A 26,109-nucleotide genomic window follows, 5' to 3' on the forward strand; every position below is an offset into this window, starting at 1 on the left:
TTTAAAAATGAAAAGATTTATAGCAGTAATTGTTTTAATGGTGTGCAATTTACTTAGCGCTCAAGTGCAATTTGAGGCTAGAGTGAGTAAAGCTACGCTTGGTATAAACGAGAGACTTCGCATCGATTTTATGATGAATGTAGATGGGGATAATTTTGTCCAACCCTCTTTTGAAGGATTTAGAATTATTGCCGGACCAAGTCAGCAAGTCAGTCAGTCTTGGGTAAACGGAAGAAGTTCTTTTGAGAAAATATATTCTTATTTTCTTTTGCCAAATAAAAAAGGGACATTGGTTATCAAGCAAGCCGCTATAGAATACAACGGGCAAATTTATAAAACGACACCGATAAAAATAAATGTTACCGCTGCAACGGAACAGCCAAGGGATCCAAATGACACCAGTGTTTCAGCGGATGATAATATTTATCTTGTTGCTGATATTTCTAAAACAAATCCTTATGTAAACGAGCCTATTACGGTGGTTTATAAGCTGTATTTCAGCTATAATATCGGAATCACAAATTCTAACGAAGTTAGTAAGCCAAAATACAATGATTTCTGGAGTCAGAACATTGATATAAAACGGTTTGTTGCAGAAGAAGGCATGTTTAAAGGGGAGAAATACCGTTTTATTGTGCTTAAAAAAATAGTTTTGTATCCTCAAAAATCAGGAAAGCTGGTCATTGAGCCGTTGTCATTAGACATTGATGTTGAATTACCGTCGAATCGCAGGGATATGTTTGGTCGAATGGTTGTCACCGAAGGCAGCAAGAGAGTTTCTGCAGGAGCTAAAACTATAAGTGTTAAACCACTTCCTGAGGCTGGAAAACCGGAAGACTTCTCGGGTGCTGTTGGAAATTTTGACTTTAAAGTAACACCAACAAAAACCAATTTAAAAAACGGAGAAAGCCTGGACTTGGTAGTAAGTGTAACCGGAAAAGGGAATCTGAAATTATTTAGCTTGCCAAAACCGATAGCACCCAATGCGCTGGAAATGTATGAAGCAGTTCATAGCGAACAGGTCAACACGCCTGTTTCTGGAATGGCCGGAAAGATTTCAGACAGCTATACCATCGTTCCGCAGTACAAAGGAAATTACCCGATAAAACCATTAAAATTTACCTATTTTGATTTGGGTTCCAGAACGTATAAAACGCTAAGTTCTCCAGAGATCATGATTAATGTTCTCGATGGCCCTTCGCCTACTGATGCTACAGTAACTTCCGGTGCCGATGCAAACAAGAGTGAAATTGACAAAGTAGAGCAATTCAAATTCATAAAGTTAGAAAGCAATCTTTTGACGATGAATAAGAAAGATTTCTTTGGGTCTAATTTGTTTTACGGATTGTTCTTTTTTCCATTTTTAATGCTGCCTTTAATCGTATTATTCAAAAAGAAAAAAGAAGCTATTGATGGTGATATTACCGGAAACAGAATTCGAATGAATAATAGATTGGCAAAGAAATATTTATCGGAAGCCAAGAAACAAATCAACAACAAAGAACTGTTTTACATTGCGTTGGAGAAAGCGATGCATAATTTCTTGAAAGCCAAGTTGCATATTGAAACTTCAGAAATGAGTAAGGATAATATTCAAGAATTGTTGTTGTCAAGAAATGCGAATCCTGAAGCGGTGAATGATTTTATTGCACTTACGGAGAACTGTGAAATTGCACGATATGCGCCATCATCAAGTGTTACGATACAAAAGGATTTTGATAAAGCGGTAGCGATTATTTCAGACTTAGAAAAACAGATATAATTTTGAACCGCCGATGTCATTGCGAGGAACGAAGCAATCTCACTTTGATTTTCGAGAATAGTCAATCGACAACTTATAACATTAAAATGAAAAATATACTTTATATATTACTATTGACAACCCAAGTTTTCTTTGCCCAAAGTGGCTTTGAAAAAGGAAATGAATTGTATAAAAATGGGGAATTCGATCAGGCAGTTCAAGCGTATGAAAGTGTTTTGACAGAAAGCAAACACTCTTCTGAATTGTATTTTAATCTAGGAAATGCGTATTATAAGTTGAATAAAGTGGCGCCTTCTATTTACAATTATGAAAAAGCATTGGTTTTAAACCCAAATAATATCGATGCGATTAACAACTTGAAATTCGCTCAAAAACGAACTATCGATGAAATTAAAGTACTTCCAAAAGTAGGTTTTGCAAAGCTGATTAGGGATTTTACGGGAATCTATCATTACAATACGTGGGCGTGGATTTCTGTTGGACTGGCAATGGCGTTCCTGTTGTTTTTTGTAGGATATTATTTTTCACAAATTACACTTTCAAAAAGGATTTTCTTTTTTGGAATGTTTGTGCTTTTTTTTCTAATTCTAATCAGTGTTTCATCTACAATTTTTGAAAAAAGTCATTTTGACACTGAAAAACCGGCTATTGTTTTTGCTGAAATGGCCAATGTAAAGAGCGAACCTAGAAATGGTGGTCAGCCAATATTTGTGCTGCACGAAGGGACAAAAGTCTATGTGGGGGAAACCATTGGAAAATGGAAAAAAGTACAATTAACAGATGGAACCGAAGGCTGGATTGAAAGCAGTGCAATTAAGGAGGTGAAGTAATAGTGTTCAATTACTGACCACTGATTACTTTTTTTTCAAATCATCATACCAATTTTCTATCGAAGGATACATGAATCCTGCTGTTTTTTGGATTGGATTATAAAAAAGAGAATTGTCTAACGTTTCTTTTTTGGCTATAAAATTATGATAGTTTATTTTTTCGAAAACCTTGAAAACAATTCCTATTATCAAAATTGTTTTTAGCACCCTGAAGAAACCGCCACCTAACTTGTTTAACCATCCTAAAAAGGCAAAATCAGCTATTCCGGTGAGGAATTTACCCAAAAGGGATATTCCAATTACTACAAGTATAAATGTGAGTACAAAAGCAATTACTTGTATTGTATTGGGATTCCATTTCACAAATCCAGCTAAGATTTCTTTGATAAATGACGAAAATTTTATGGCAAAATAAATTCCGGCCAATAGCGAAACCAAAGAAGCTAATTCTACAAAAAGACCATTTCTAATGCCTTTATACAAAGCAAAAGCTAGCAATACACCCAAAATAATATCCAAAAATCCCATGACACTTAATTAAGAAAAATAAAAGTGCAAATATAAAAGAATTGTTCGGTATCAATTGCCAATTTTCAAGTTCTTATATTTGCCGGAATAATTTTATGACAGATGAATTAATAACTCATGACTCATAACTCATAACTCATAAATATGTCAAGAGACACACAACTTAAAGAACGCTGGGAACAGCTTGTAAATATACTTTCCAATCAATTTTCTCAAGGTGAGGATTTAGATCTCGACGCTATTATTTATCTAATTGGCGTACAAGAACTAGGAAAAGTACACAATGAATACAAAAAAGACGAAAAATTAAACCTGATGCACATCGCGATTTGCAGGTTGTTAGAGCCTTATGGTTTCTATGAATTCGAATTTTTTGATGAAGAAGGATGGCCACATTACAAAGTAAAAGAGGAATTGCCGCCACTAAAAGCAGGAGAACAGTCGGTTTTGATGAAAGAAGCTATTGTGAATTATTTCCTAGAAAGAGAACTGATTGATTGATGATTTTAGATTTTAGAATTGATATTGCTATAGAAGTTTAGAAATACTTCTAACTTCTAACTTCTAACTTCCAACTTTTTACTAAATTTGCACTCTCAATTATTGAATGAAAATGATAGATAAGATAAAAGAATATATTGGCGAAGCACAAGCTTTTTCAACTCAAAACGCAGCTGAATTAGAGATATTCCGAATTAAATTTCTGGGGAGCAAAGGACTTTTAAAAGACCTTTTCGCTGAATTTAAAAACGTTCCCAACGACCAAAAAAAGGAATTTGGACAAGTAATCAATTTGCTTAAAACGTCTGCCGAAGACAAAGTAAAAACCATACAGGAAGCTTTAGAAAGTAAAGAAGAAATCAAGGGTTTTTATGGTGATTTGACGCGTTCGGCTGAACCAATAACTATTGGCTCTCGTCACCCGATTTCATTGGTAAAAAACCAAATTATAGATATCTTTTCAAACATTGGTTTCAACGTTTCTGAAGGTCCGGAAATCGAAGATGACTGGCACAATTTCACCGCATTAAACTTACCGGAATACCATCCGGCGCGTGACATGCAAGACACGTTTTTCATTCAAACAAATCCTGATATTTTGTTGCGTACGCACACATCATCAGTGCAAGTGCGTTATATGGAGAACAACAAACCGCCAATTCGTACCATTTCTCCGGGAAGAGTATTCCGTAACGAGGCTGTTTCGTCCCGTTCACACTGTATTTTTCACCAAGTGGAAGGTTTGTATATTGATAAAGATGTTTCTTTTGCCGACTTAAAACAAACGCTTTTATATTTCACCAAAGAGATGTTCGGAAAATCAAAAATCCGTTTACGTCCGTCCTATTTTCCATTTACCGAGCCAAGTGCTGAGGTTGATATTTATTGGGGTCTAAAAACAGAAACCGATTATAGAATCACCAAAGGAACCGGTTGGTTAGAAATCATGGGTTGCGGAATGGTAGATCCAAATGTTTTGAAAAACTGTGGTATCAACCCTGATGAATACAACGGTTTTGCATTCGGGATGGGAATCGAAAGAATCGCCATGTTGTTGTATCAAATCGGCGATATCCGTATGTTCTACGAAAATGACGTTCGTTTCTTGGAGCAATTCAAATCAAGCATATAAAAATTAAGATTTTTGATTAGCGATTTTTGATTTTAGAAGTTTAAATCTGCAATCAAAAATCGTTAATCATCAATCAACAATCAACAATCAAATAAATGAAAGCCGACATCATCATCCCCGAAGTAGAAAACGTATTTCTTGCTGTAGTTCAAGAATGGAGTGACGATTTCATGGAAAAAGTGTGGTATGCTTATTTAGTAAATGATAGCGATTACTTGATTGAAAGTGTCATGGTAGTTTCCAAAGCTTTTGGAACTATTGACGACGAAATGAAGAAAACATCGCTTTTGCGTCACGCTTTTGTAGCAGTGCCACCGGTTTCAGTGGTGAAAATCGAAATGATAGAAAAAAGTGTTTTGGCGCTCAACAATGAGTTCATGCTAACGTTTTTTATTGGAGACAAATTATACGATAAAAAGTTCATTTTCAAAGCACATTCCATCCATGAGGATTTCGTTGAAGAAGTGCCTATTTTATTTATTGACGGGGTTATCGTGAGGTAGTTCCGTATTATTCTCGCGTTTGACTTTTTTCTTCCAATTTAAATATTCCACTATAAATATCCCGACTAAAACGAAATAAAGTGTTCGAAGTAGATTTTATTTGGACAAAAAAGCATCTTCAAAAGACATTTCGGATAGGTCAAAAACGGATATGCAAGAGGATATAATCATTCCCCAAATCCCACCGGTTTTAATCTGGTATTCCCATCGTTCATTCCTAAAAATGATTTAGCGGCTTTGTTGTTTAACTTTGGATTTCCAGGTAAAATAACCTAAAACAAATATACCTACAGTGATATAAGCAGCTGCGCGAATATAAAAATTAGGTGTAGCAACCTGTTCTGAAAAAGGGATTTCTTTAATATCGAATAATACATTGAAAACCGTCATAAATACACCCCAAATCCCACCAGTTTTAATCTGGTATTTCCATCTTTCGCTCATGAAGTGATTGGTTTCGATTGTTAAATCTGTAGCTGAATTAATCCAGTTTATCAGTAAGTTTCTTAAACACGGCTTTAGCGTCCTGTCCTTCGTATAAAATACTGTAAACGGCATCAATAATTGGCGTTTTGGCACCGTAAGCCTGATTGAGTTTGTACGCGCTTTTTACGGCATAATACCCTTCGGCAACCATACTCATTTCCATCATTGCTGATTTAACCGTATAGCCTTTGCCAATCATATTTCCGAACATTCTGTTTCTGGAAAATACCGAATAACCGGTAACCAATAAATCGCCTAAATAAGCGGAATCATTGATGTTACGTTTCATTTTATGGACTTTCTTGATGAATTTTTTCATCTCTCGAATCCCATTACTCATCAACACCGATTGGAAATTATCACCATAACCCAAACCATGAGCAATTCCCGCTGCAATGGCATAAATATTTTTAAGCATGGCTGCATATTCCGTTCCTATAATGTCATCTGTAATTTTAGTCTTGATATAATTTCCAGATAAATTTTTAGCAACAACTTTAGCTTTATCGGGATCGCCACACGCAATGGTAAGATAAGAAAGACGTTCCATTGCTACCTCTTCTGCATGACAAGGACCAGTAATTACACCGATGTTGTAGTAAGGAATATCATATTTCACATGGAAATGTTCTCCCACAATTAAACTCGTTTCCGGAACAATTCCTTTAATCGCTGAAAAAATGATTTTATCTTTCAAAGAAACCGTTAATTTTTCTAACTCACCATCTAAAAAAGCAGAGGGAATAGCAAAAATGATGTAATCTGCATACGCTACAGCTTCATTGATATCGCTGGTCAGTTTCAGTTTATTGATGTCGAATTCTACAGAACTCAAATAGTTTGGATTGTGTTTGTACGTTTTAATGTGTTCAATAGCAGCTTCATTACGCATATACCATGAAATTTCGGTAAGATTTACACATAACATTTTTGCTATCGCTGTCGCCCAACTTCCACCACCTATTACTGCGAATTTTATATTTTCAGCCATTTTTTTATTGAATTTAATCAAAAGTACTTAAAAAAGTACTGATGATACAAATTAAATTAGAACAAGAACGTTTGTTTTTAAACGTTTTGGAAATACGGCAATTATAACGAGTAAAAAATAATTTTAATTTTTTTTGTTTTTTAACACAATATAAGTACTGGTATTTCGTTCTTGTTGTTCATTGTTTAACAATTTAACAGAATAATGCGAATTGAATTAGTTAGTTATAGTTTAGAATTTTAAAAGGCGTTCCCATATAAAATGAGAACGCCTTTTATTTTAAACAGCTTCAATCAGTACTATAGTTATTTGAATTAATAACTCATTTCAACAATTGATTTCACCTTTTCTAAAGTGATATTTTGTTTTTCTCCCAATCCCAACCAACCTCTTTCTTCAAAACGATTTACAATAAAATCAGCCGTTTTATCAAACTCTTTAGTGTAATCGGATAATTTGGTTTCCATTCCCATCGTATGGAAAAATTCAACTGTTTTGTTGATGGCTTCGTTTGCGATTTCGTCTTCAGTTCCAGTTAAATTGAAAATACGTTTTCCGTATTGTGCCAGTTTTCCTTTTTTAGTTTCAAACATCACTCGGTATAAATTTGGACCCACAACAGCCAAGGTTCTGGCGTGATCGATTCCATACAAAGCTGTTAATTCATGACCAATCATGTGCGTTGCCCAATCCGAAGGAACTCCTTTTTGGATTAATCCATTCAAAGCCATAGTACAACTCCACATAAAATTAGAAGCCAAAGCATAATCTTTGGGATTCTCAACCACTTCAGGACCTATTTGAATCAAGGTTTGTAAAATACTCTCTGCGATTCGGTCTTGAAGATACCCTTCATGCGGATACGTTAAATACTGTTCCAAAACATGGGTGTATGCATCTACAACTCCGTTTTGCAATTGTCTTTTTGGCAAAGATTCAATTACGGTTGGATCGCAAATAGAAAATTTTGGAAATAAAGCAGAACCACCAAAAGCTAATTTTTCTTGCGTAGATTCAATCGTAACTACGGCGCCGGAATTCATCTCACTTCCAGTAGCCGGAAGCGTTAGAACAGTTCCAAAAGGAACCACTTTAGACAAATCTTTAATCAATAATCTCTTTTGAAGGATATCCATTGGATTTCCGTCAAAATGTACGGCTGCCGAAATGAATTTTACCCCATCAATTACGGAACCTCCACCTACAGCAAGGATAAAATCTATTTTTTGTTCTTTGATAACTGCAACCGCTTTCATCAATGTTTCAAAATGTGGATTTGGTTCAATTCCACCAAACTCCACTATTTCAAAACCTTTTAGCGTGTTGATTACTTGTTCATGGATTCCATTTTTAAAAATACTTCCGCCACCATACGCGAGAAGGATTTTTGCTCCTTGTGGCACCAAAGTGGAAAGTTTTTCAATTTGTCCTTTTCCAAAAATTAAATTAGTAGGATTGTATAATTCGAAGTTTAACATGTTTTTATTTTTTTGAATTCAATTGGTTTAATAGTTTTTCTGCAACTAGTTTGGATGAAGCCGGGTTTTGACCCGTAATCAATAGTCCATCTTCTACGGCATAAGGATGCCAGTCTGCAGCCTTTGAATACGTCGCGCCATTGGCCTGTAAAGCATCTTCTAATAAAAATGGAACTACGTCAGTCAAACCTACAGCGGCTTCTTCGGTATTAGAAAATCCGGTTACTTTTTTACCTTTTACTAAAAATTCTCCATTTGCTTTCACGCTTTTAAGAACTGCAGGTGCATGACAAACAAAAGCAACGGGTTTATTGTTTGTATAAAATGCCTCGATTAAGGCAATTGAATTTTTATCAGTTGTCAAATCCCATAACGGACCGTGACCTCCCGGATAGAAAACCGCATCATAATCAGACTCTTTTACATCCGCTAATTTTTTTGTGTTTTTCAGTTTTGCCAATAATTCGGTATCGCTGTCAAATCTTTTGGTATCCTCCGTAGCTGCTGATGGGTCTTCACTTTTTGGATCAATAGGTGGTTGTCCACCTAGCGGAGTAGCGACATCAATGGCAACTCCTTTATCTAATAATTCGTAGTAAGGTGCGGCAAATTCTTCTGTCCAAAATCCTGTTTTTTCTCCCGTGTTACCTAATTTATCGTGACTGGTAACAACAAATAATACCTTTTTCATACTTTTTTTATTTTGTGCAGTTGCTCTAATGCAACTTACGGTTAATGCTATAAGGGCAAATAATGCGATTTTCTTCATTTCTAATTTTGTTTATACAAATTTAGGACGAATATGCTATTAGTAAAAATAATTTAAATTATGTTTGTGATAAATATATTTATATCATGGTCAGTCTGGAATGGTACCGAACGTTTAAATCTGTTTATAAAAATGGCAATTTTTCTTTGGCTGCCAAAGAATTATTTATCAGTCAACCTGCTGTTAGTCAGCAAATATCAATGTTGGAAGCGCATGTAGGTTATAAACTTTTCAATCGAAAGTCTAAAGGCGTAGAATCAACGGAATACGCTAAGTTACTCAATAATTTAATCATCGAGGCGTTAGACCGATTGGAAAATGTGGAGAATGGTTTTCGTGCCAAAGCATTTAATGCGAATCGATTAATTTCAATTGGAATCTCAAAGCATTTGATGAGCAGTTTGGGAAGTGCCTTGGTTTCAAAATTTGAATTTATCGATTTTAGTTTTCATCATGACGATGCGCTTTTTGAATTGGTCGATTCTAAAAAATTAGATTTTGCGGTTGTCACCAAAAAATATGACACGTTTGACACCATTCAGAAAAAGGTCGGGGAAATTAAGCAAGTGATTGTAGGTTCAAACACTATCGATGCTTCCGAATTAAAATCCAATATCAAAATAAAAGATTTCTCTGCAATAGAACATTGGTTAAACGACCAAAAATGGTTCAGTCACAATGCGCAGATTCCACATATTAAATTGTTCTGGTTGCATGTTTTTAACAAAAAAAGACCGTCGATGATTCCCAATTACATCATTCCATCCGAATATGAAATGCTGGAAATAATTTCTAAAAATACCGGAATCGCTGTCGTTTGGGATTGCAATGCGAAAAGTTTAATGGATGAAAAAAAAATCCAATTGTTGTGGAACAGCAAGCAAATGCCTAGTACAGAAGTGTTTTTATTGTCAGGTAAAAATGAAAATCTGAGTATAATTTTTCAGAATATTGAAGTAGAATTAAAAAGAGTTTTGGGATAATTACTTTTTATAAAAGTTATTATGGTCAATATATTCCCAGACTTTTGTTGGTAACAAAGGCTGCACATTTTTTCCTTTTTTGATATTGTCCCGAATAAATGTCGATGATATTTCAACAACCGGAGCATCAATCATATGAATTTTTGGATGGTTTTTGAAAGTTGCATTTTCTGCTTCGGTTGAAATTCGAGGATAGACATAAATTTCATGATGTGCCAGAATTGCTTCGTAGTTTTTCCATTTGTGCAACGACCTGAGATTGTCTTCGCCCATGATTAAGGAGAACTCGTAATTTGGATATTTTTCCTGTAAGTGAACTAACGTATTCACGGTATAATTGGGTTGTGACAATTTAAACTCAATATCCGAAGGTTTTATTTTTGGAAAATCTTCTGAGGCAAGATGTACCATTTGTAACCGATGGTAATCATCGAGCAACGTGCTTTTTTTCTTCAAAGGATTGTGTGGCGTGACCACCATCCAAACTTGGTCTAAATCGGCATGCTCCGCCATGTGATTGGCAATGATGAGATGCCCAACATGTATGGGATTAAACGTTCCGAAATACAGACCTATTTTCATGTTTGAAAGTTAGAGGTTAAAAGTTAGGTGTTAAAAGTTAGGTGTTATGAGGCGGGAAGTTCTAACGCTTAACCTATAACATCTAACGCCTAACTTTTTTATTTCACAAAATTTTTCACCAATTGATACGCTTCTTCCAAAGCAATATCTAAATCGTAGTTTTTTATAATCACATCAAATTGCGGTGCCGTTGCTAGTTCAACAGAGGCTTTAGCGATACGCATATTGATTTTATCGTCGCTTTCGGTAGAACGTTCCTTTAATCTTCTTTTTAGTTCATCCACGCTTGGTGGTTTCACGAAAACGGCTAAAGTTTCTTCCGGGAATTTATGCTTGATCCGCAATCCGCCAGATACATCAATATCAAAAATTACATTTTTTCCTTTGGACCAAATACGTTCCACTTCACTTTTGAGGGTTCCGTAGAAATTATCGCGATAGACTTCTTCCCATTCCAGAAAGTCTTCGTTCTTGATGTGTTTTTTAAATTCCTCGGTAGACATGAAATAATAATCTTTTCCGTTTACTTCTTCGCCTCTTGGTTCGCGGGAAGCTGCCGAAATCGAAAATTCAAGATTCAAATCTTCTTTGCTTAATAAATGTCTAACTATAGTGGTTTTCCCCGATCCCGATGGTGCCGAAAAAACGATTAATTTTCCTCCTGTGCTCATGTTGTTATTTAATTCTAGTCGCAAAATGCTCCTGTCTTTATGCATAAAGACGCGATGAATCGCGTCTCTATCTAATATGTTTTACAATACGTTTAATACCTGTTCCTTGATTTTTTCCAATTCGTCTTTCATCTGAACGACTAATTTTTGCATTTGTGCGTGATTGGATTTAGAACCCATCGTGTTGATTTCACGTCCCATTTCTTGGGTAATAAAACCTAATTTTCTACCGTTAGCTTCTGTTCCGTTGATGGTTTCCAAGAAATAATCCAAGTGATTCGTCAAACGTACTTTTTCTTCGGTGATGTCTAATTTCTCTAAATAATAAATCAATTCCTGCTCGAAACGATTTTCGTCTACATTTACTTTAAGTTCTGATATTGCAGTTTGCAAACGGTCTTTTATCGCTTGAACGCGTTCTGGATCAAGAGCCAAAGCTTCGGTCATGTATTGACGAATGTTACCAATTCGCAATTGAAATTCTTTTTCTAAAGACATTCCTTCATCTCTTCTAAAGTTCAAGATGTTTTGTAATGCTTCTTCGATAACGGTTTGGATTTGTACCCAGTCGTTTTCATCAATTTCATCACGTTCTATTTTCATGGTATCCGGCATGCGAACAGCCATTTTCATTAGTTCCGTTTCATCGGCATCGGCATACACTTCTCTCAATTGGTTGATGTAGGCTTTTACAATCGGCACATTCACTTTCGTAGAAGTTTGTTCGGCGGTACTTTCGATAAAAATAGAAAAATCTACTTTTCCTCTTTCCAGTTTTAGTGCGATTTGGTTGCGTAAACCCAATTCCATTTCGCGGTACAGCGAAGGCATTCTCACATTCAAATCCAAACCTTTACTGTTTAAGGATTTTACTTCTACCGTGATTTTTTTGGTTGGTAATTGCAAAGTCGCTTTACCAAAACCCGTCATTGATTGTATCATATAATTTTCTAAAAGAGGTCAAAGATAATAAAAAAGTGGTCAGTGGTCAGTTTTCAGTTGTTTTTGAACAGATTGGATTTGTTTAAAGCTTATATTTTCTCAAATGCCTTCTATGGTTAAATTTTTAATGTGTTTTTTAAACATATAAGAAATGAAAGGACATTTAAGAAGAAATGTTTTTTACTAAAGGAATTTTATCAGGTGTCTTTTTTGGTTTTTTACTGAGATTGAAAACTAATTTTTCTTCTGTGTCACTAAATAGACCCCCACAAATATCAAAACTGCCGAACCAATTTTCACCAAACTCAATTCGTCTTTCCCCAAGCTTATCGCAAAAATAGTTGCGAATAGCGGTTGTAAATAAATAAAAACGGCAACCGTGGTTGGTTTTAATTCTTTCATCGAAAGCAAATTCAGTAAATAGGTCAGGAATGTTGAAAAAACCACCACAAATCCTATTTTCCAGCAAATATCCATGGGAACCAAAGCCCATTCAACAGTTTGAAATTGGCCCCAGCCAAAAGGCAAAACCATAATAAAACCGAATAAATAAATCCATTTTACAAACGTAAAGGCATTGTATTTATCCATTAATTTCTTGACGATAATCAGGTAGAATCCATAGGAAATGGCGTTGACCAAAACCAGAAAATTTCCCAATCCGGCGTTTGTGGCGCTACCGATGGATTTTCCGTACAGAATTAGAAAAGCAGTCCCTATCAGACCAAGGATAATCCCGAAAACCATTCGTTTTTGCATGCGTTCCTTCATAATCAATGCAGAAAGTGTCAAGACAATCATCGGTGTCGAAACCATGATTACCGCGGCACTAATGGGAGAAGTGAGGCTTAATCCTTTGAAAAATGTAAGCATATTGAAAGCCACGCCGAAGAAAGCCGCTGCAATAATTCGAGGAAAATCATTGAACGCAATTTTCTCTTTCGGCATAAAAAGCCAAACCAACCAAAACAAAATCATCGAACCGCCGGCGCGCAACAGGATAAAGCCATAGGCGTCAATATATAATGGCATGACATCTTTGGCAATGGTAAACGTAACGCCATAAATCAAGGAAACAAAGGTGGCGCCAATAAGTGCGAGATTTCTTTTAGACATTTGCAAAAGCAAGCATTACTTGATGCATGTTTTGTTGTGTGTTGCCAATGTAAATCTTGTCTTTGATAATAAAAACAGGACGACTCAAAAAGGTGTAATGTTCCAAAATGTATTTTTTGTAATCGTCTTCAGTCAACGATTTATTCTTTAAATCCATTGATTTGTACAACTGTGCCTTTTTGCTGAAAAGCGCTTCGTAACTTCCGGAAAGTTCGCGCATTTGTTCCAATTCTGCTACAGTAATTGGGTCTTGTTTGATGTCGTGAAACTTCAAGTTATGATCTTTCGGTAATGATTTTATGATTTTTCTGCAGGTATCGCAAGAAGCGAGATAGTATATTTTGTCCATGTAAATAGCAATTTCTTTGTGCAAAGAAAAATCATTTGATACGGAAAATGATTATTTTTATCAAAAAAATAAAAAAATGCATCAAACATTCGATATTGCCAAAGCGAGTAGAAAAGTGTTGTCACAATTTCTGGAAAATTATACTTTGGAACAATTGAATAAAATGGCTCTGGGATTTAATAATAATTTGATTTGGAATATCGCTCACATTGTGGTTACACAACAAAAGTTGGTCTATAAATTTTCGGGAGTGCCTATGATTATATCAGACGAGTTGTTCGATAAATACAAAGGAGGAACCAAGCCGGTTCAAGATGTTACTCAGGCTGAGGTGAGAGAAATTCGGTCGTTACTTTTTGAAACCATCCATCAAACCGAAGTTGATTTTAATAATGAAATTTTTAAAAATTATCAGGAATATACCACTTCAATAGGCTTAACTATTAAAAGTATTGAAGATGCTTTATCTTTTAATAACTATCATGAAGCACTACATACGGGAGTGATTATGAGTATTAGAAAGTTTATTTAAGTCAAAAAAAATAATTATTTTATCAAAAAAATAGAAAAATGAATCAAACATTCAGCGTTACCGAAAACAGTAGAAATACCTTGTCAAAGTTTTTACAAGGATATACATTAGAGCAACTCAACACAATTCCGAAAGGCTATAGCAATAATCTGATTTGGAATATTGGGCATATTGTGGTGGTTCAGCAAATGTTGGTTTACAAATTGTCAGGTTTGCCTATGATGATTTCAGATGAGATGGTCGAAAAATATAAAAGAGGGACCAAGCCGGAACAAGACGCAACGCAAGCTGATGTAGATGAAATTCAGTCATTTCTTTTTGAAACCATCAATCAAACCAAAGCGGATTTAGAGAAAAAAGTATTCAAAGATTTCCAGGAATTTACAACCATGACTGGTTTTACGATAAAAACTGCCGAAGATGCGATGGTTTTTAATGTCTATCACGAAGCACTTCACGCCGGAATGATGATGAGTATCCGAAAATTTATTTAACCGCCAAATAATCATTCACTTCGGTATAAGGCAATAATAATTCTTTTGGACCATCAGCATACGATGCCGCTTCATACGAATTGTAATAAAGCAGCAACCCTTTATCGGTATAAAAAATATTTTGGGGGAGATTGAATTTCTCGTCTTCAAACATCAATCCGGTTGCATTGATTGATTTGTTTGTTGGAATCTTATATTTGGCTCTGAATTTTTTTTCGGCGAAAGCCATAAAAGCATCCTTGTCATTGAACAATTCCTCATTCGAAATGGATTTTCCGGTAGTGGGGTCAAAAAGTAGTGAACGCAATCCTTGATATCCGTGAGCGCCACCCGTATAGGTGTAATGGTTGATTTCTATATTCAAAACACTTTCGGACTGGTATTTTACACTTCCTTTAATTTCAGCTTCCCAGCCAAAGGTATCATTCGGGAAATCTTTTTGGAGTTTCTCATAGGAATCGATAAATGAGGCTAACAATCCATCATAATCTGTTGATGTATATGGTTTTTCGCCAAAATAAATAATCTCTTTCAATACTGAAAACACTTTTTTATTGATGCTGTCCGCTACAATAGGATCATTTTTTGCAACAGGGATTTTTACAGTTATCTCAGGACAATTTTCTTTGCAGGGTAAAGTTGTTTTTTTTTGAAAAGATTGGTCTTTAAAAGCCAATTCATTGGAACAACCTGTTATTAAAAAAAGGAATAAAGTATAAATTATAAAGTGTTTCATCTCAAAATTGTTAATTAAATACAAAGGTACCTCTTGTTGCTTGGTTAAAATAAATTAAAGGGTAAATTTGTGAAGTTATTTAGCATTTTAAAATTAAAAGATATGAAATTCAATACGAAGGTTATTCACGGAGGTCAGCATCATGATCCAAGTACGGGAGCAGTTATGCCGCCAGTATATCAAACGTCAACATTTGTACAAACCAGTCCGGGACAGCCTATAAATCCGGATTATGAGTACAGTAGAGCTGCAAATCCTACCAGAAGTGCTTTGGAAAACGCATTGGCAAGTATTGAAAATGGAACACGAGGATTGGCTTTTTCGTCAGGATTAGCTGCCACAGATTGTGTTTTACGTTCTTTTAAAGCTGGTGACGAAATCATTTCCATGGATGATTTGTATGGTGGAACGTATAGAATGTTTACCCGTATTTATAAAAATTCCGGTATAAAATTCCATTTTGTGGACATGAATGACCTAGAGAAATTCAAGTCATTAATCAACGAAAACACGAAACTGGTTTGGGTAGAAACACCAACGAATCCTTTGATGAAATTGGCCGATATTCAAGAAATTGCAAAAATTACCAAGGAAAAGAAAATCCTTTTTGCTGTTGATAATACTTTTGCGACACCTTATTTGCAAAAACCATTAGACCTGGGAGCTGATATCGTGATGCATTCGGCGACTAAATATTTGGGAGGCCATTCTGATGTTATTGCCGGCGCTTTGATTGTAAAAGATGAAGCACTTGGAGAACAATTGCATTTTCAACAATTTGCGACTGGAGCAACATTGGGGCCAATGGACAGTTTCTTGGTATTAAGAGGAATTAAAACCTTGCATTTGCGTGTCGAAAGACATTGTGAAAATGGAGGAAAAGTAGTGGAATTTTTGAATAACCATCCAAAGGTTAAAACAGTATATTATCCTGGGTTACCAAGCCATCCGTATCATGAAATTGCCAAAAAGCAAATGAGTGGTTTTGGAGGAATGGTGTCTTTTACTTTTGTTTCAGGCAAAAAAGAAGATGCGATTGATTTTCTGGAGAAATTAAATGTTTTCACACTGGCTGAATCTTTAGGTGGAGTGGAATCATTAGCGAATCATCCGGCTTTAATGACGCACGCATCTATTCCGGAAGACAAACGAAAGGAAGTTGGAATTACAGATGATCTGGTTCGATTAAGTGTAGGTATAGAAGATGCTGAGGATTTGATTGAAGACTTGAAACAAGCGTTAGCATAAATTATTAAAAACAAAGCCCCAATTCTAAATTTCAGAATTGGGGCTTTGTTTTTTTATAAATGGTTGTTGTTTAGACGCTATTGTAAGTAATAAATGTAACCCACATTGAACCAGACCAACCAGTCATTCGCTTTGTTTTCTTTGTAAAGTTCCGGATTAGGATTTAAACCGTCTACCCAGTTGGAGAAAAAATATTGAAATCTTAAATCAACCATTAAATCTCGTAATGGGCTTAATTTATAACGAGTTCCCACACTGGATATTACAGACCACACGGTTCCGCTTTCGGTAGAAAAACCGTAAGGACGGCCGTCAGTTGGAGTTAAATATTTAGGAAATGTAGTTAAGGGAGTTCCTAATGGGCCTAATGTTGATGAGGCTTCAGCATTATAATAGCTGAATTGTCCACCAAGACTGATAAAGGGTCCAAAACTTCCTATTCTGGCAGTGAAATCACGAATGCTCCAAGGGAAATATTCAAGTTGCATACCGATATTAGTTACAGCCGTACTCCCCGTCATTGCCCGTAATTGTCGTGCTCCAAGAGAAGTTTTGTTTGGCTCTACCCATTCTCCAAAATGTTCTAATTCGGTTTTATTATAAGAGAGTTCTGATCTTAATTTAAAATGGTCGTTAAAATAAGTTTCAGGCGTAAAACAGTTACATTCCGCTTTGTAAGAAAAATTGAGATAGTGAATAATCCCGATTCCAATACCGGTATTTCCAGCGTTTGTTGAAAGATCATGACGTTCCCCATAGTCGGATTGAAAGGCAACGGGCCCTGCTATCACCCCTATTTCATGAGAAAATCCACCGAATTGCGCGTTTGAATCAGGGGAAAATCCAAAATAGAGTACTAAAATGAGGATTGTTTGTTTGGTCATTAGTGGTTGCTTTTCTAATCTTGACAAATATATGAAAACATCATGCATACCGAATATAAAAATAAAATTAAAAATAAGCAGACAAATTCTTATTTACTTACGAAAGTCCTAGTCATTTGGTTTAAATGAGTATATCATAAACACAATTGTTTGAAAATGGGTAATAAAAAGATAATTCTATTTAGAAATCGAAAAAATAGAGTCTGAATATTTTTATAAAATGTATCTTTGTGAATTATAACGAAATCGTTTTCTTAATTAAATTATTTATAATCTATGTTACTAAAAATAAATGATTTTATGGCTCAAGTTGAGGCCAAAAATCCAAATGAACCTGAATTTATTCAAGCTGTTAGGGAATTTGCAGAGACTGTAATTCCATTTATTGCAGAGCAAAAAAAATACGACGGAAAAAATTTGCTTCTCAGAATAGCTGAACCGGAGCGTTCTATTATATTTCGTGTCCCTTGGGTAGACGATAAAGGAGAAATTCAAGTGAATAGGGGTTTTAGAATTCAAATGAATTCAGCAATTGGACCTTACAAAGGTGGAATTCGTTTTCATCATACGGTAAATTTATCAGTGCTTAAATTTCTAGCCTTTGAACAAGTATTCAAAAACAGTTTGACTACTTTGCCAATGGGTGGAGGAAAAGGAGGGTCTGATTTTGATCCACAAGGGAAATCTGATGGGGAAGTGATGCGTTTCTGTCAGTCTTTCATGACTGAATTGTGCAGACACATCGGGCCACAATTAGACGTTCCCGCTGGGGATATCGGAGTTGGAGCCAGAGAGATCGGGTATTTATTTGGTCAATACAAGAGAATAAAAAATGAGTTTACCGGAGTTTTAACCGGAAAAGGATTGGCTTATGGTGGTTCTTTAATCAGACCGGAAGCAACAGGTTACGGAGTGGTTTATTTTGCAGAACAAATGCTGAATACTATTGGTCAAAACATCAAAGGAAAAAGAGTCTCTATTTCTGGATTTGGTAATGTTGCTTGGGGAGTAGCTTTAAAAGTAAATGATCTTGGAGGAAAAGTAGTTACTATTTCTGGTCCTGATGGTTATATTTATGATGAAGAAGGAATCTCTGGAGATAAAATTGACTTCATGCTTGAAATGAGAGCCAGAGGTGATAATAGAGCCGAAGCTTATTTAGAAAAATATCCAAATGCAGTTTTCCACAAAGGGAAAAGTGTATGGGAAGTAAAAGTGGATGTTGCTATACCTTGTGCTACTCAGAATGAGTTGAACGAGGAAGATGCCAAACACTTAATTGCTAATGGTGTTATTTGTGTAACTGAAGCGGCGAATATGCCATGTACTTTAGAAGCTATGAAACTGTTCTTGAAAGCTAAAGTGCTTTTTGCTCCTGGTAAAGCAGCAAATGCAGGTGGTGTTGCAGCTTCAGGATTAGAGATGACGCAAAACTCTATTCGTTTAAACTGGACGAGTGAAGAAGTGGACTCTAGATTAAAAGAAATCATGGTTGGAATACACAATCAATGTAAAAAATATGGTACTGACGAAGAAGGATATGTGAACTATGTAAAAGGTGCAAACATTGCCGGATTTGTAAAAGTAGCTGATGCTATGCTTGCTCAAGGAGTGGTGTAATGTTGTTTTGATTAAGGAATTTTGATACTTTATATTTAAGATTTTTGATTAACGATTTTTGATTAACGATTTTTGATTTCAGATTTGCAAAAAGATGAAATTATTTAAAAATTTAATTTTTATAATAAAATGGGTCGTTAATTTTAAAATAAATCTGAAATCAAAAATCGTTAATCATCATTCAAAAATCTCTTACTTAAAAGCCTTTCACCATCCCGATTCGGGGATGGATGAAAGGCTTTTTTTTTGCGTAACAAAATGCTAAGACTTTCGTTTGTTCTATATTTGTAAACCAATATTGATGCAAATAATGAAAAAGAGCGTTTTATATTTTTTGCTTTTACTTTTTATCCAAATGGGTTTTGCCCAAAGTAACCTGTCGTGGCAAGGCTATTTCTCTTACAATGAAATTAAAGATGTCTCAGAATCTGCAACGGCTGTTTTTGCTGCTTCCGAAAATGCTTTGTTTTCAAAAAACGTATCGACAAACGTAATTAAAACAACGAACACTATTGACGGGCTTTCCGGACAGACTATTTCATCAGTATATCACAGTGCAACATTCAATATAACAATTGTAGGATACGAAAACGGACTGATAATAGTCATTAACGAAGCCGATGGAAGCATGCTGAATGTGGTCGACATTATCAATAAACAACTTCCTCCGAATATAAAAAAAATCAATCACTTCATGGAATTTGAAGGGATTGTCTATGTTTCCTGTGATTTTGGAATCGTTCAGTTTAATCTGGCTACCATGCAATTTGGGGACACTTATTTTATTGGCGATAATGGAGCCGAAATCATGGTGAACCAAACAGCACTTTTTAATGGATTTATCTATGCAGCCACAAATAACGGCATGCGAAGGGCTACTATTTCCAATAAAAACTTAATCGATTACAATCAATGGGAAACAATTGCAGCAGGAAGTTGGTCAAGCGTTGTGACTTTTGGAACGGATTTGTTTGCTATTAATGCTTCCGGATACATTCATAAATTTAATTCGGTTTCCAATTCCTTTACAGGATTTATCCAGCTTTCTCAGCCTTCATTGGACATGAGAGCAACAGCGGATTATGTAATAGTGACTACTTTGAACAGTATTTATATTTATAACAATCAGATGGCTTTGGTGCGCCAAATAAATACAAATCAAATCACGGACAGTACTCCAAGTTTTACGTGTGCCACAATAATTGGGGATGCTATTTTCATTGGAACAAAAGAAAATGGATTGATTACAGCTTCGCTTTCTTCGGGAGTAACTTTCGAAAATATAACGCCTATTGGCCCTTCTCGGAACAATATATTTGGCCTTGACGCCACGACAAGTGTTCTTTGGACGGTTTACGGAGATTATTCAGCAGATTATAATCCGTATCCGTTAGACAGTTACGGTATAAGCAAATTTAGTGCAACAGGATGGTTGAATATTCCTTATCAAGAGGTTTTAGGGGCACAATCGATGACCCGAATTACAGTTAATCCCAGCAATGAAAATGAAGTGTATGCGAGTTCTTTTTTTTCGGGTTTGCTAAAAATTGAAGATGATAAACCTACAATTTTGTACAATCAAACCAATAGTGGTCTTGAGTCTTTGACCTTCGTTGGTCCCAATTATATAGACATAAGGGTTAACGGAACGGCATTTGACAAATCAGGAAATCTTTGGGTTACCACCAGCCGAATAAAAAATGGATTGAAAGTGTTCAAATCTGATGGTCAATGGCAAAGTTATGCTATGGACAATATTCTGGATTCGGCTATTGACAATAATTTTGGAACAATTGCCATTGATAAAAATGGAACTAAATGGCTTTCTACAAGTGAAGATGGGGTTATTGGTTTTAATGAAAGTAACAATGTCTTCAAAAAAATAACAGCCGGTCCTGATACCGGAAATTTGCCTATTTCAAATGTAAACGTAGTTGTGGTGGATAATAGAAACCAGCTTTGGATAGGAACCACAAAAGGATTGCGGGTTTTGCCGAATGTAGACAGTTTTCAAACAGAAGACCAGATGACAACGAACCCCATCATTATTTTAGACGATAATCTGGCGCAAGAATTATTATACGAACAATTTATTACGGATATTGTTGTTGACGGAGCAAATAATAAATGGATTGGCACCGCCGATTCGGGTTTGTTTTTGGTCTCGCCAAACGGTCAGGAAACCAAATATCATTTTACGATAAATAATTCGCCGTTGCCCAGCAATGTTATAAATGACATTGATATCAATAGCGCTACAGGCGAAGTTTTTATAGCTACTGCCAAAGGTTTAATTTCTTTCAAAGGAACTGCGACTGCACCAAATGATACTTTAAATAACGCCTATGTGTATCCAAATCCGGTGCGGCCGGAATACCAAGGAACGGTTAAAATTGCGGGATTATTGGATAAAGCCAATGTTAAAATCACCGATATTGAAGGAAATCTGGTTTTTGAAAAAATCTCAGAAGGCGGAACTATAGAATGGGATACAACTGCTTTTGGGAAACACAAAGTGGCTTCGGGTGTGTATATGATTTTTATTTCGGCACAAGACGGAGTGGAAACAAAAGTTAAAAAAGTGATGATAATTCGTTAAAAAAAAGTTATCCGTTATAAGTTTTTGAACTCTTAACTCATAACCTCCAACTTATAACCTCTACCAAAAGAATGCAGGTCAAAACCAAAGCCATTGTTATTTCGTCTTTAAAATTTCAGGAAAAAAGCTTGATTGTGAAATGCTTTACGTTGTCTCATGGTTTGAAGTCCTATTTTGTTCGGGATGCTTTTTCGAGCCGAAAAGCAAATCAGAAAATTGCCTATTTTCAGCCATTGACCATTCTCGAAATTGAAGCGGTTCATAAAAACAAAGGCACTTTAGAAAATTTCAAGGAAATAAAAATTGCGTCTCCTTTTCATTCCATCCATTCGGATATTTATAAAAGTACGATTGTGATGTTCATTTCAGAAATGCTGCATCATTCCATTCATGAAGAAGAAACGAATGAACATCTGTTCACCTTTTTGGAAACTGCTTTGCATTGGCTCGATAACCATGATGAAATTGCCAATTTTCATCTGATTTTATTATTGGAAACTACAAAATATTTGGGTTTTTATCCTGATATTTCTAATATGAATATGCCTTTTTTCGAAATGACCGAGGGCATTTTTACACCGTTTCATGCCATCAGTTCGCTCACGGAACATGAAAGCAATTTGTTTAAAAAGTTGATTGATTTAAAATTCGATAACAATCAAAAAATATTCCATGTTATTGAAAGACAAATCGTTTTGAGAATACTGATTGATTACTACAGTTTTCATTTGGATGGCTTTAAAAAGCCAAAATCTTTGGAGGTTTTGAAAGAAGTTTTCTCTTAGAAAGCAATAAAAGGATATTTTGATTCCATTTTATCGAATTATCGGTCCAATTTCGTCTATTTTTCCTCTTCTTTTCTTTCTTTTATTCAAAATTCCTTACTTTCGCACCTCGATTTAGAAAAGGACAAAATGAGCACAAAATTTACTGAATACAAAGGACTTGACTTACCAACGGTAGCGTCAGAAGTACTTGATTTTTGGAAGAAAGAAAATATATTTGAGAAAAGCGTAACCACTCGTGAAGGAAACCCACCATTCGTATTTTTTGAAGGTCCGCCTTCGGCAAATGGATTGCCTGGAATTCACCACGTAATGGCGCGTGCGATTAAGGATATTTTTTGCAGATATAAAACTCAAAAAGGATTCCAGGTGAAGCGTAAAGCGGGCTGGGATACGCATGGTTTGCCTGTGGAATTAGGTACTGAAAAAGAATTAGGGATTACCAAAGAAGATATTGGAAAGACCATTTCCATCGAAGAGTATAACGAAGCGTGTAAAAAAACCGTGATGCGTTATACCGATGTATGGAATGATTTGACCGAAAAAATGGGGTATTGGGTTGATATGGAAGATCCATATGTGACGTATAAGCCTAAATATATGGAGACGGTTTGGTGGATTTTGAAACAAATCTATAACAAGGATTTGATGTACAAAGGCTACACGATACAACCGTATTCCCCAAAAGCTGGAACGGGTTTGTCTTCTCACGAAGTGAATCAGCCCGGAAGTTATAGAGATGTAACTGATACGACGGTTGTAGCACAGTTTAAAGTGATTGATGCGCACAAAGAATTGTTGTTTTCTAGATTTTACGATTATATCACTTCAAAAAACTTACAGCATTACAAATTAGAAGCTTTGGATTTAGATGAAATCTTTATCTTGGCTTGGACGACAACGCCTTGGACATTGCCAAGTAATACTGCCTTGGCTGTAGGTCCAAAAATCGATTATGCATTAGTAAAAACATTTAATCAATATACTTTCCGTCCGGCAACATTGATTTTGGCTAAGAATTTAGTTGGAAAACAATTCGGAAAAGGTTTCTTCGAAAGTACTGAACCAGCTGATTTTGAAAATTTCAAAGAAGGCGATAAGAAAATTCCGTATCAGGTTTTGGCTGAATGTAAAGGAGCTGATTTGGTTGATATACGTTACGAGCAATTATTACCATTTGCATTACCGTACCAAAATCCAGAAAATGCTTTTAGAGTAATTGCTGGAGATTTCGTTACTACCGAAGATGGAACAGGAATTGTACATACGGCACCAACATTTGGTGCTGATGATGCAAAAGTAGCCAAAGAAGCTACGCCTGAAGTTCCGCCAATGTTAGTTTTGGATGAAAATGGAACTCCGGTTCCGTTAGTGGATTTGCAAGGAAAATTCACTTCTCACATGGGTGAATATGCCGGTAAATATGTCAAAAACGAATATTATAACGAGGGTGAAGCGCCGGAACGTTCGGTAGATGTTGAAATCGCCATTCGATTAAAAGAAGAAAATAAAGCGTTTAAAGTAGAGAAATACGTACACAGTTATCCACATTGCTGGAGAACGGATAAACCTATTTTATATTATCCTTTAGATTCTTGGTTTATAAAAATCACGGAGGTTAGAGACAGAATGTTTGACCTTAACGAGACGATTAACTGGAAGCCAAAAGCAACCGGAGAAGGACGTTTTGGAAATTGGTTGAAAAACGCGAATGACTGGAATTTATCACGTTCTCGTTATTGGGGAATTCCATTGCCAATCTGGAGAACTGAAGAAGGGACGGAAGAAATTTTAATTGGTTCTGTTGAAGAATTATACAACGAAATCGAAAAATCAATCGCTGCAGGTTTCCAAAAAGAAAATCCTTTTAAAGGTTTCGAAATTGGAAATATGGAGGAATCAAATTATGATTTGATTGATTTACATAAAAATGTGGTCGATGAAATCACTTTGGTTTCTGCTTCTGGCAAACCGATGAAACGGGAAGCTGATTTGATTGACGTTTGGTTTGATTCAGGTTCCATGCCGTATGCACAATGGCATTATCCTTTTGAAAACAAAGATAAAATTGACCAAAATAAAGATTTTCCAGCGGATTTTATAGCGGAAGGAGTCGATCAAACGCGTGGTTGGTTTTACACGTTGCACGCTATTGCAACATTAGTTTTTGATAAGGTAGCGTATAAAAATGTAGTTTCTAACGGATTGGTTTTAGACAAAAACGGACAAAAAATGTCCAAACGTTTAGGGAATGCCGCAGATCCTTTTGAAACATTACAAGAATACGGTCCTGATGCCACGCGTTGGTATATGATTTCGAATGCGAATCCTTGGGATAACCTGAAATTTGACTTAGAAGGGATCGCTGAGGTGCGCAGAAAATTTTTCGGGACATTGTACAACACGTATTCGTTCTTTAGTTTGTATGCGAATATAGACGGATTTAAATATGCCGAAGCGGAAATTCCGTTAAACGAAAGACCGGAAATTGACCAATGGATCATGTCGGAATTGAACACTTTGATAAAAGAAGTGGATGGTTTTTATGCGGACTATGAACCAACAAAAGCGGCTCGTGCAATCTCTGAATTTGTACAGGAAAACTTGAGTAACTGGTACGTTCGTTTGTGCAGAAGACGCTTCTGGAAAGGGGAATATGCGCAGGACAAAATCGCGGCGTATCAAACCTTATATACTTGTTTGTTAACCATAAGTAAACTGGGTGCTCCAATTGCTCCATTCTTTATGGACAAACTTTACAGAGACTTAACTTTAGCAACACAGTCGGAAAAATATGACAGTGTACATTTGGCGGAGTTTCCAATTTCGGTTGAAAACTATGTTAATAAAATATTAGAGAGCAAAATGCAGAAAGCACAGACCATTTCATCATTGGTTTTATCACTCCGAAAAAAGGAAATGATAAAGGTGCGTCAACCTTTGCAAAAGGTAATGATACCGGTACTTGACGACAGTCAGAGGGCTGAAATTGAAGCTGTTTCTGACCTTATAAAAGCAGAGGTAAACGTGAAAGAAATAGTACTTTTGGACGATGCTTCCGGTGTTTTGGTGAAACAGATTAAACCTAATTTTAAGGCGCTCGGACCACGTTTTGGAAAGGATATGGGCTTGATTTCTAAGGAAATACAAGGGTTTTCAAAAGAGCAAATCAGTCAATTGGACAAGGAAGGAAGTCTGAATATTGTTATTGCAGGAAATAACGTAATTTTAACTTTAGAAGATGTAGAAATAACATCACAGGATATTGAAGGTTGGTTAGTAGCCAATTCAAACGGAATAACGGTTGCGCTTGACATTACAATTTCTGAAGAATTAAAACAAGAAGGAATTTCCAGGGAATTGGTAAACAGAATTCAGAATATCCGTAAAGATTCAGGATTTGAAGTTACCGATAAAATTAAAGTTCAATTGAAAAGAAATGGAATTCTAGAAGAGGCGATTCTTAAAAACGAAGCGTATATAAAATCGGAAACATTAACCAGCGATTTGGTTTTTGTAGATGAAATAGAAAACGGTACAGAAATTGAGTTTGATGATATAAAAACAATGATATTAATTTCAAAATAA

The 26,109-nt window shown here is 35.7% G+C and carries 25 protein-coding genes; 13 read left to right on the forward strand and 12 right to left on the reverse strand.

The genetic code is table 11. The annotated features are described in order from the left end of the window. Positions 1-7: 7 nt before the first annotated feature. The gene (locus E0I26_RS01440) at positions 8-1,762 is read left to right on the forward strand and encodes a BatD family protein (protein ID WP_131914719.1); all 1,755 of its coding nucleotides are present in this window, start codon (positions 8-10) and stop codon (positions 1,760-1,762) included. Positions 1,763-1,848: 86 nt separating this feature from the next. Next, entirely contained in the window at positions 1,849-2,592 is a 744-nt protein-coding gene (locus tag E0I26_RS01445; protein ID WP_131914720.1) for a tetratricopeptide repeat protein, read from the forward strand. 24 nt (positions 2,593-2,616) lie between these two features. Here E0I26_RS01445 and E0I26_RS01450 read toward each other — a convergent pair whose 3' ends face one another. Then, entirely contained in the window at positions 2,617-3,120 is a 504-nt protein-coding gene (locus E0I26_RS01450) for a CvpA family protein (RefSeq protein WP_131914721.1), read from the reverse strand. Between the two features lie 144 nt (positions 3,121-3,264). Between E0I26_RS01450 and E0I26_RS01455 the strand changes: the two genes are divergently transcribed. The 3 genes from E0I26_RS01455 (at position 3,265) to E0I26_RS01465 (ending at position 5,256) form a co-directional block, all read left to right on the forward strand. Then, positions 3,265-3,621 carry a hypothetical protein gene (locus tag E0I26_RS01455; RefSeq protein ID WP_131914722.1) on the forward strand — a complete coding sequence of 119 codons (357 nt, stop codon included), beginning with the start codon at positions 3,265-3,267 and terminating at the stop codon, positions 3,619-3,621. 112 nt (positions 3,622-3,733) lie between these two features. After that, positions 3,734-4,753, forward strand: coding sequence for a phenylalanine--tRNA ligase subunit alpha (pheS, locus tag E0I26_RS01460; RefSeq protein ID WP_131914723.1), 1,020 nt, complete (start codon positions 3,734-3,736; stop codon positions 4,751-4,753). A gap of 95 nt (positions 4,754-4,848) precedes the next feature. Continuing rightward, complete coding sequence (locus tag E0I26_RS01465) at positions 4,849-5,256, forward strand: hypothetical protein (RefSeq protein WP_131914724.1); 408 nt, start codon at positions 4,849-4,851, stop codon at positions 5,254-5,256. A 228-nt stretch (positions 5,257-5,484) separates the two neighbouring features. On the opposite strand, the gene E0I26_RS01470 is transcribed toward E0I26_RS01465, so the two are convergent. The 4 genes from E0I26_RS01470 to E0I26_RS01485 all read right to left on the reverse strand — a co-directional run bounded on the left by E0I26_RS01470 (position 5,485) and on the right by E0I26_RS01485 (position 8,980). Next, positions 5,485-5,700 (reverse strand): hypothetical protein, encoded by a 216-nt coding sequence (locus tag E0I26_RS01470; RefSeq protein WP_131914725.1) that lies wholly within the window; start codon positions 5,698-5,700, stop codon positions 5,485-5,487. Positions 5,701-5,737: 37 nt separating this feature from the next. After that, on the reverse strand, positions 5,738-6,733 hold the full coding sequence (locus E0I26_RS01475; RefSeq protein WP_131914726.1) for an NAD(P)H-dependent glycerol-3-phosphate dehydrogenase: 996 nt from the start codon (positions 6,731-6,733) through the stop codon (positions 5,738-5,740). 314 nt (positions 6,734-7,047) lie between these two features. After that, entirely contained in the window at positions 7,048-8,211 is a 1,164-nt protein-coding gene (locus tag E0I26_RS01480) for an iron-containing alcohol dehydrogenase (protein ID WP_131914727.1), read from the reverse strand. Between the two features lie 4 nt (positions 8,212-8,215). Beyond that, a complete protein-coding gene (locus E0I26_RS01485) occupies positions 8,216-8,980 on the reverse strand; it encodes a type 1 glutamine amidotransferase domain-containing protein (protein ID WP_165929387.1) in 765 nt (254 codons plus the stop codon). Positions 8,981-9,066: 86 nt separating this feature from the next. Between E0I26_RS01485 and E0I26_RS01490 the strand changes: the two genes are divergently transcribed. Next, on the forward strand, positions 9,067-9,963 hold the full coding sequence (locus tag E0I26_RS01490) for a LysR family transcriptional regulator (protein ID WP_131914728.1): 897 nt from the start codon (positions 9,067-9,069) through the stop codon (positions 9,961-9,963). Here the strand turns inward: E0I26_RS01490 and nadD are convergent, their stop codons facing one another. From nadD to E0I26_RS01515, 5 genes are all read right to left on the reverse strand, one after another. Next, on the reverse strand, positions 9,964-10,545 hold the full coding sequence (nadD, locus tag E0I26_RS01495; protein ID WP_131914729.1) for a nicotinate (nicotinamide) nucleotide adenylyltransferase: 582 nt from the start codon (positions 10,543-10,545) through the stop codon (positions 9,964-9,966). 98 nt (positions 10,546-10,643) lie between these two features. Next, complete coding sequence (gmk, locus tag E0I26_RS01500) at positions 10,644-11,216, reverse strand: guanylate kinase (protein WP_131914730.1); 573 nt, start codon at positions 11,214-11,216, stop codon at positions 10,644-10,646. Positions 11,217-11,297: 81 nt separating this feature from the next. Beyond that, the gene (locus E0I26_RS01505) at positions 11,298-12,158 is read right to left on the reverse strand and encodes a YicC/YloC family endoribonuclease (RefSeq protein WP_131914731.1); all 861 of its coding nucleotides are present in this window, start codon (positions 12,156-12,158) and stop codon (positions 11,298-11,300) included. Positions 12,159-12,392: 234 nt separating this feature from the next. Then, entirely contained in the window at positions 12,393-13,274 is an 882-nt protein-coding gene (locus E0I26_RS01510; RefSeq protein ID WP_131914732.1) for a DMT family transporter, read from the reverse strand. Continuing rightward, positions 13,267-13,623 (reverse strand): arsenate reductase family protein, encoded by a 357-nt coding sequence (locus E0I26_RS01515; RefSeq protein ID WP_131914733.1) that lies wholly within the window; start codon positions 13,621-13,623, stop codon positions 13,267-13,269. Before E0I26_RS01515 ends, E0I26_RS01510 begins: the two co-directional genes overlap by 8 nt. 76 nt (positions 13,624-13,699) lie before the next feature. Between E0I26_RS01515 and E0I26_RS01520 the strand changes: the two genes are divergently transcribed. After that, positions 13,700-14,155, forward strand: coding sequence for a DinB family protein (locus E0I26_RS01520; RefSeq protein ID WP_131914734.1), 456 nt, complete (start codon positions 13,700-13,702; stop codon positions 14,153-14,155). 38 nt (positions 14,156-14,193) lie between these two features. Then, positions 14,194-14,649, forward strand: coding sequence for a DinB family protein (locus E0I26_RS01525; RefSeq protein WP_131914735.1), 456 nt, complete (start codon positions 14,194-14,196; stop codon positions 14,647-14,649). Here E0I26_RS01525 and E0I26_RS01530 read toward each other — a convergent pair. Continuing rightward, the gene (locus E0I26_RS01530) at positions 14,642-15,385 is read right to left on the reverse strand and encodes a DUF3298 and DUF4163 domain-containing protein (RefSeq protein ID WP_131914736.1); all 744 of its coding nucleotides are present in this window, start codon (positions 15,383-15,385) and stop codon (positions 14,642-14,644) included. The genes E0I26_RS01525 and E0I26_RS01530 overlap by 8 nt on opposite strands. A 102-nt stretch (positions 15,386-15,487) precedes the next feature. Between E0I26_RS01530 and E0I26_RS01535 the strand changes: the two genes are divergently transcribed. Further along, positions 15,488-16,633, forward strand: coding sequence for a cystathionine gamma-synthase (locus E0I26_RS01535; protein WP_131914737.1), 1,146 nt, complete (start codon positions 15,488-15,490; stop codon positions 16,631-16,633). A gap of 77 nt (positions 16,634-16,710) precedes the next feature. On the opposite strand, the gene E0I26_RS01540 is transcribed toward E0I26_RS01535, so the two are convergent. Then, the gene (locus tag E0I26_RS01540; protein WP_131914738.1) at positions 16,711-17,517 is read right to left on the reverse strand and encodes a THC0290_0291 family protein; all 807 of its coding nucleotides are present in this window, start codon (positions 17,515-17,517) and stop codon (positions 16,711-16,713) included. Positions 17,518-17,793: 276 nt separating this feature from the next. On the opposite strand from E0I26_RS01540, the gene gdhA reads away from it, so the two are divergent. From gdhA to ileS, 4 genes are all read left to right on the forward strand, one after another. Further along, a complete protein-coding gene (gene gdhA / locus E0I26_RS01545) occupies positions 17,794-19,137 on the forward strand; it encodes an NADP-specific glutamate dehydrogenase (protein ID WP_131914739.1) in 1,344 nt (447 codons plus the stop codon). 310 nt (positions 19,138-19,447) lie between these two features. After that, positions 19,448-21,736 (forward strand): type IX secretion system anionic LPS delivery protein PorZ, encoded by a 2,289-nt coding sequence (porZ, locus tag E0I26_RS01550; protein ID WP_131914740.1) that lies wholly within the window; start codon positions 19,448-19,450, stop codon positions 21,734-21,736. 71 nt (positions 21,737-21,807) lie between these two features. After that, positions 21,808-22,521: a DNA repair protein RecO gene (gene recO / locus E0I26_RS01555; RefSeq protein ID WP_131914741.1), complete on the forward strand. Its 714-nt coding sequence runs from the start codon at positions 21,808-21,810 to the stop codon at positions 22,519-22,521. 129 nt (positions 22,522-22,650) lie between these two features. After that, positions 22,651-26,109: an isoleucine--tRNA ligase gene (gene ileS / locus E0I26_RS01560; protein WP_131914742.1), complete on the forward strand. Its 3,459-nt coding sequence runs from the start codon at positions 22,651-22,653 to the stop codon at positions 26,107-26,109.

Source organism: Flavobacterium rhamnosiphilum (genome assembly GCF_004349195.1).
In the GTDB taxonomy this organism is placed as follows: domain Bacteria; phylum Bacteroidota; class Bacteroidia; order Flavobacteriales; family Flavobacteriaceae; genus Flavobacterium; species Flavobacterium rhamnosiphilum.

What these genes read in the sequence shown, in the direction of transcription:
- porZ (WP_131914740.1), top strand. Translation starts at nt 19,448, where the DNA reads ATGAAAAAGAGCGTTTTATATTTTTTGCTTTTACTTTTTATCCAAATG.
- gdhA (WP_131914739.1), top strand. Translation starts at nt 17,794, where the DNA reads ATGTTACTAAAAATAAATGATTTTATGGCTCAAGTTGAGGCCAAAAAT.
- gmk (WP_131914730.1), bottom strand. Translation starts at nt 11,216, where the DNA reads ATGAGCACAGGAGGAAAATTAATCGTTTTTTCGGCACCATCGGGATCG.
- E0I26_RS01450 (WP_131914721.1), bottom strand. Translation starts at nt 3,120, where the DNA reads ATGGGATTTTTGGATATTATTTTGGGTGTATTGCTAGCTTTTGCTTTG.
- E0I26_RS01440 (WP_131914719.1), top strand. Translation starts at nt 8, where the DNA reads ATGAAAAGATTTATAGCAGTAATTGTTTTAATGGTGTGCAATTTACTT.
- E0I26_RS01525 (WP_131914735.1), top strand. Translation starts at nt 14,194, where the DNA reads ATGAATCAAACATTCAGCGTTACCGAAAACAGTAGAAATACCTTGTCA.
- ileS (WP_131914742.1), top strand. Translation starts at nt 22,651, where the DNA reads ATGAGCACAAAATTTACTGAATACAAAGGACTTGACTTACCAACGGTA.
- E0I26_RS01475 (WP_131914726.1), bottom strand. Translation starts at nt 6,733, where the DNA reads ATGGCTGAAAATATAAAATTCGCAGTAATAGGTGGTGGAAGTTGGGCG.
- E0I26_RS01480 (WP_131914727.1), bottom strand. Translation starts at nt 8,211, where the DNA reads ATGTTAAACTTCGAATTATACAATCCTACTAATTTAATTTTTGGAAAA.
- E0I26_RS01510 (WP_131914732.1), bottom strand. Translation starts at nt 13,274, where the DNA reads ATGTCTAAAAGAAATCTCGCACTTATTGGCGCCACCTTTGTTTCCTTG.
- E0I26_RS01490 (WP_131914728.1), top strand. Translation starts at nt 9,067, where the DNA reads ATGGTCAGTCTGGAATGGTACCGAACGTTTAAATCTGTTTATAAAAAT.
- E0I26_RS01485 (WP_165929387.1), bottom strand. Translation starts at nt 8,980, where the DNA reads ATGAAGAAAATCGCATTATTTGCCCTTATAGCATTAACCGTAAGTTGC.
- pheS (WP_131914723.1), top strand. Translation starts at nt 3,734, where the DNA reads ATGATAGATAAGATAAAAGAATATATTGGCGAAGCACAAGCTTTTTCA.
- E0I26_RS01540 (WP_131914738.1), bottom strand. Translation starts at nt 17,517, where the DNA reads ATGACCAAACAAACAATCCTCATTTTAGTACTCTATTTTGGATTTTCC.
- E0I26_RS01470 (WP_131914725.1), bottom strand. Translation starts at nt 5,700, where the DNA reads ATGAGCGAAAGATGGAAATACCAGATTAAAACTGGTGGGATTTGGGGT.
- E0I26_RS01455 (WP_131914722.1), top strand. Translation starts at nt 3,265, where the DNA reads ATGTCAAGAGACACACAACTTAAAGAACGCTGGGAACAGCTTGTAAAT.
- E0I26_RS01445 (WP_131914720.1), top strand. Translation starts at nt 1,849, where the DNA reads ATGAAAAATATACTTTATATATTACTATTGACAACCCAAGTTTTCTTT.
- E0I26_RS01530 (WP_131914736.1), bottom strand. Translation starts at nt 15,385, where the DNA reads ATGAAACACTTTATAATTTATACTTTATTCCTTTTTTTAATAACAGGT.
- E0I26_RS01520 (WP_131914734.1), top strand. Translation starts at nt 13,700, where the DNA reads ATGCATCAAACATTCGATATTGCCAAAGCGAGTAGAAAAGTGTTGTCA.
- E0I26_RS01535 (WP_131914737.1), top strand. Translation starts at nt 15,488, where the DNA reads ATGAAATTCAATACGAAGGTTATTCACGGAGGTCAGCATCATGATCCA.
- recO (WP_131914741.1), top strand. Translation starts at nt 21,808, where the DNA reads ATGCAGGTCAAAACCAAAGCCATTGTTATTTCGTCTTTAAAATTTCAG.
- E0I26_RS01515 (WP_131914733.1), bottom strand. Translation starts at nt 13,623, where the DNA reads ATGGACAAAATATACTATCTCGCTTCTTGCGATACCTGCAGAAAAATC.
- nadD (WP_131914729.1), bottom strand. Translation starts at nt 10,545, where the DNA reads ATGAAAATAGGTCTGTATTTCGGAACGTTTAATCCCATACATGTTGGG.
- E0I26_RS01465 (WP_131914724.1), top strand. Translation starts at nt 4,849, where the DNA reads ATGAAAGCCGACATCATCATCCCCGAAGTAGAAAACGTATTTCTTGCT.
- E0I26_RS01505 (WP_131914731.1), bottom strand. Translation starts at nt 12,158, where the DNA reads ATGATACAATCAATGACGGGTTTTGGTAAAGCGACTTTGCAATTACCA.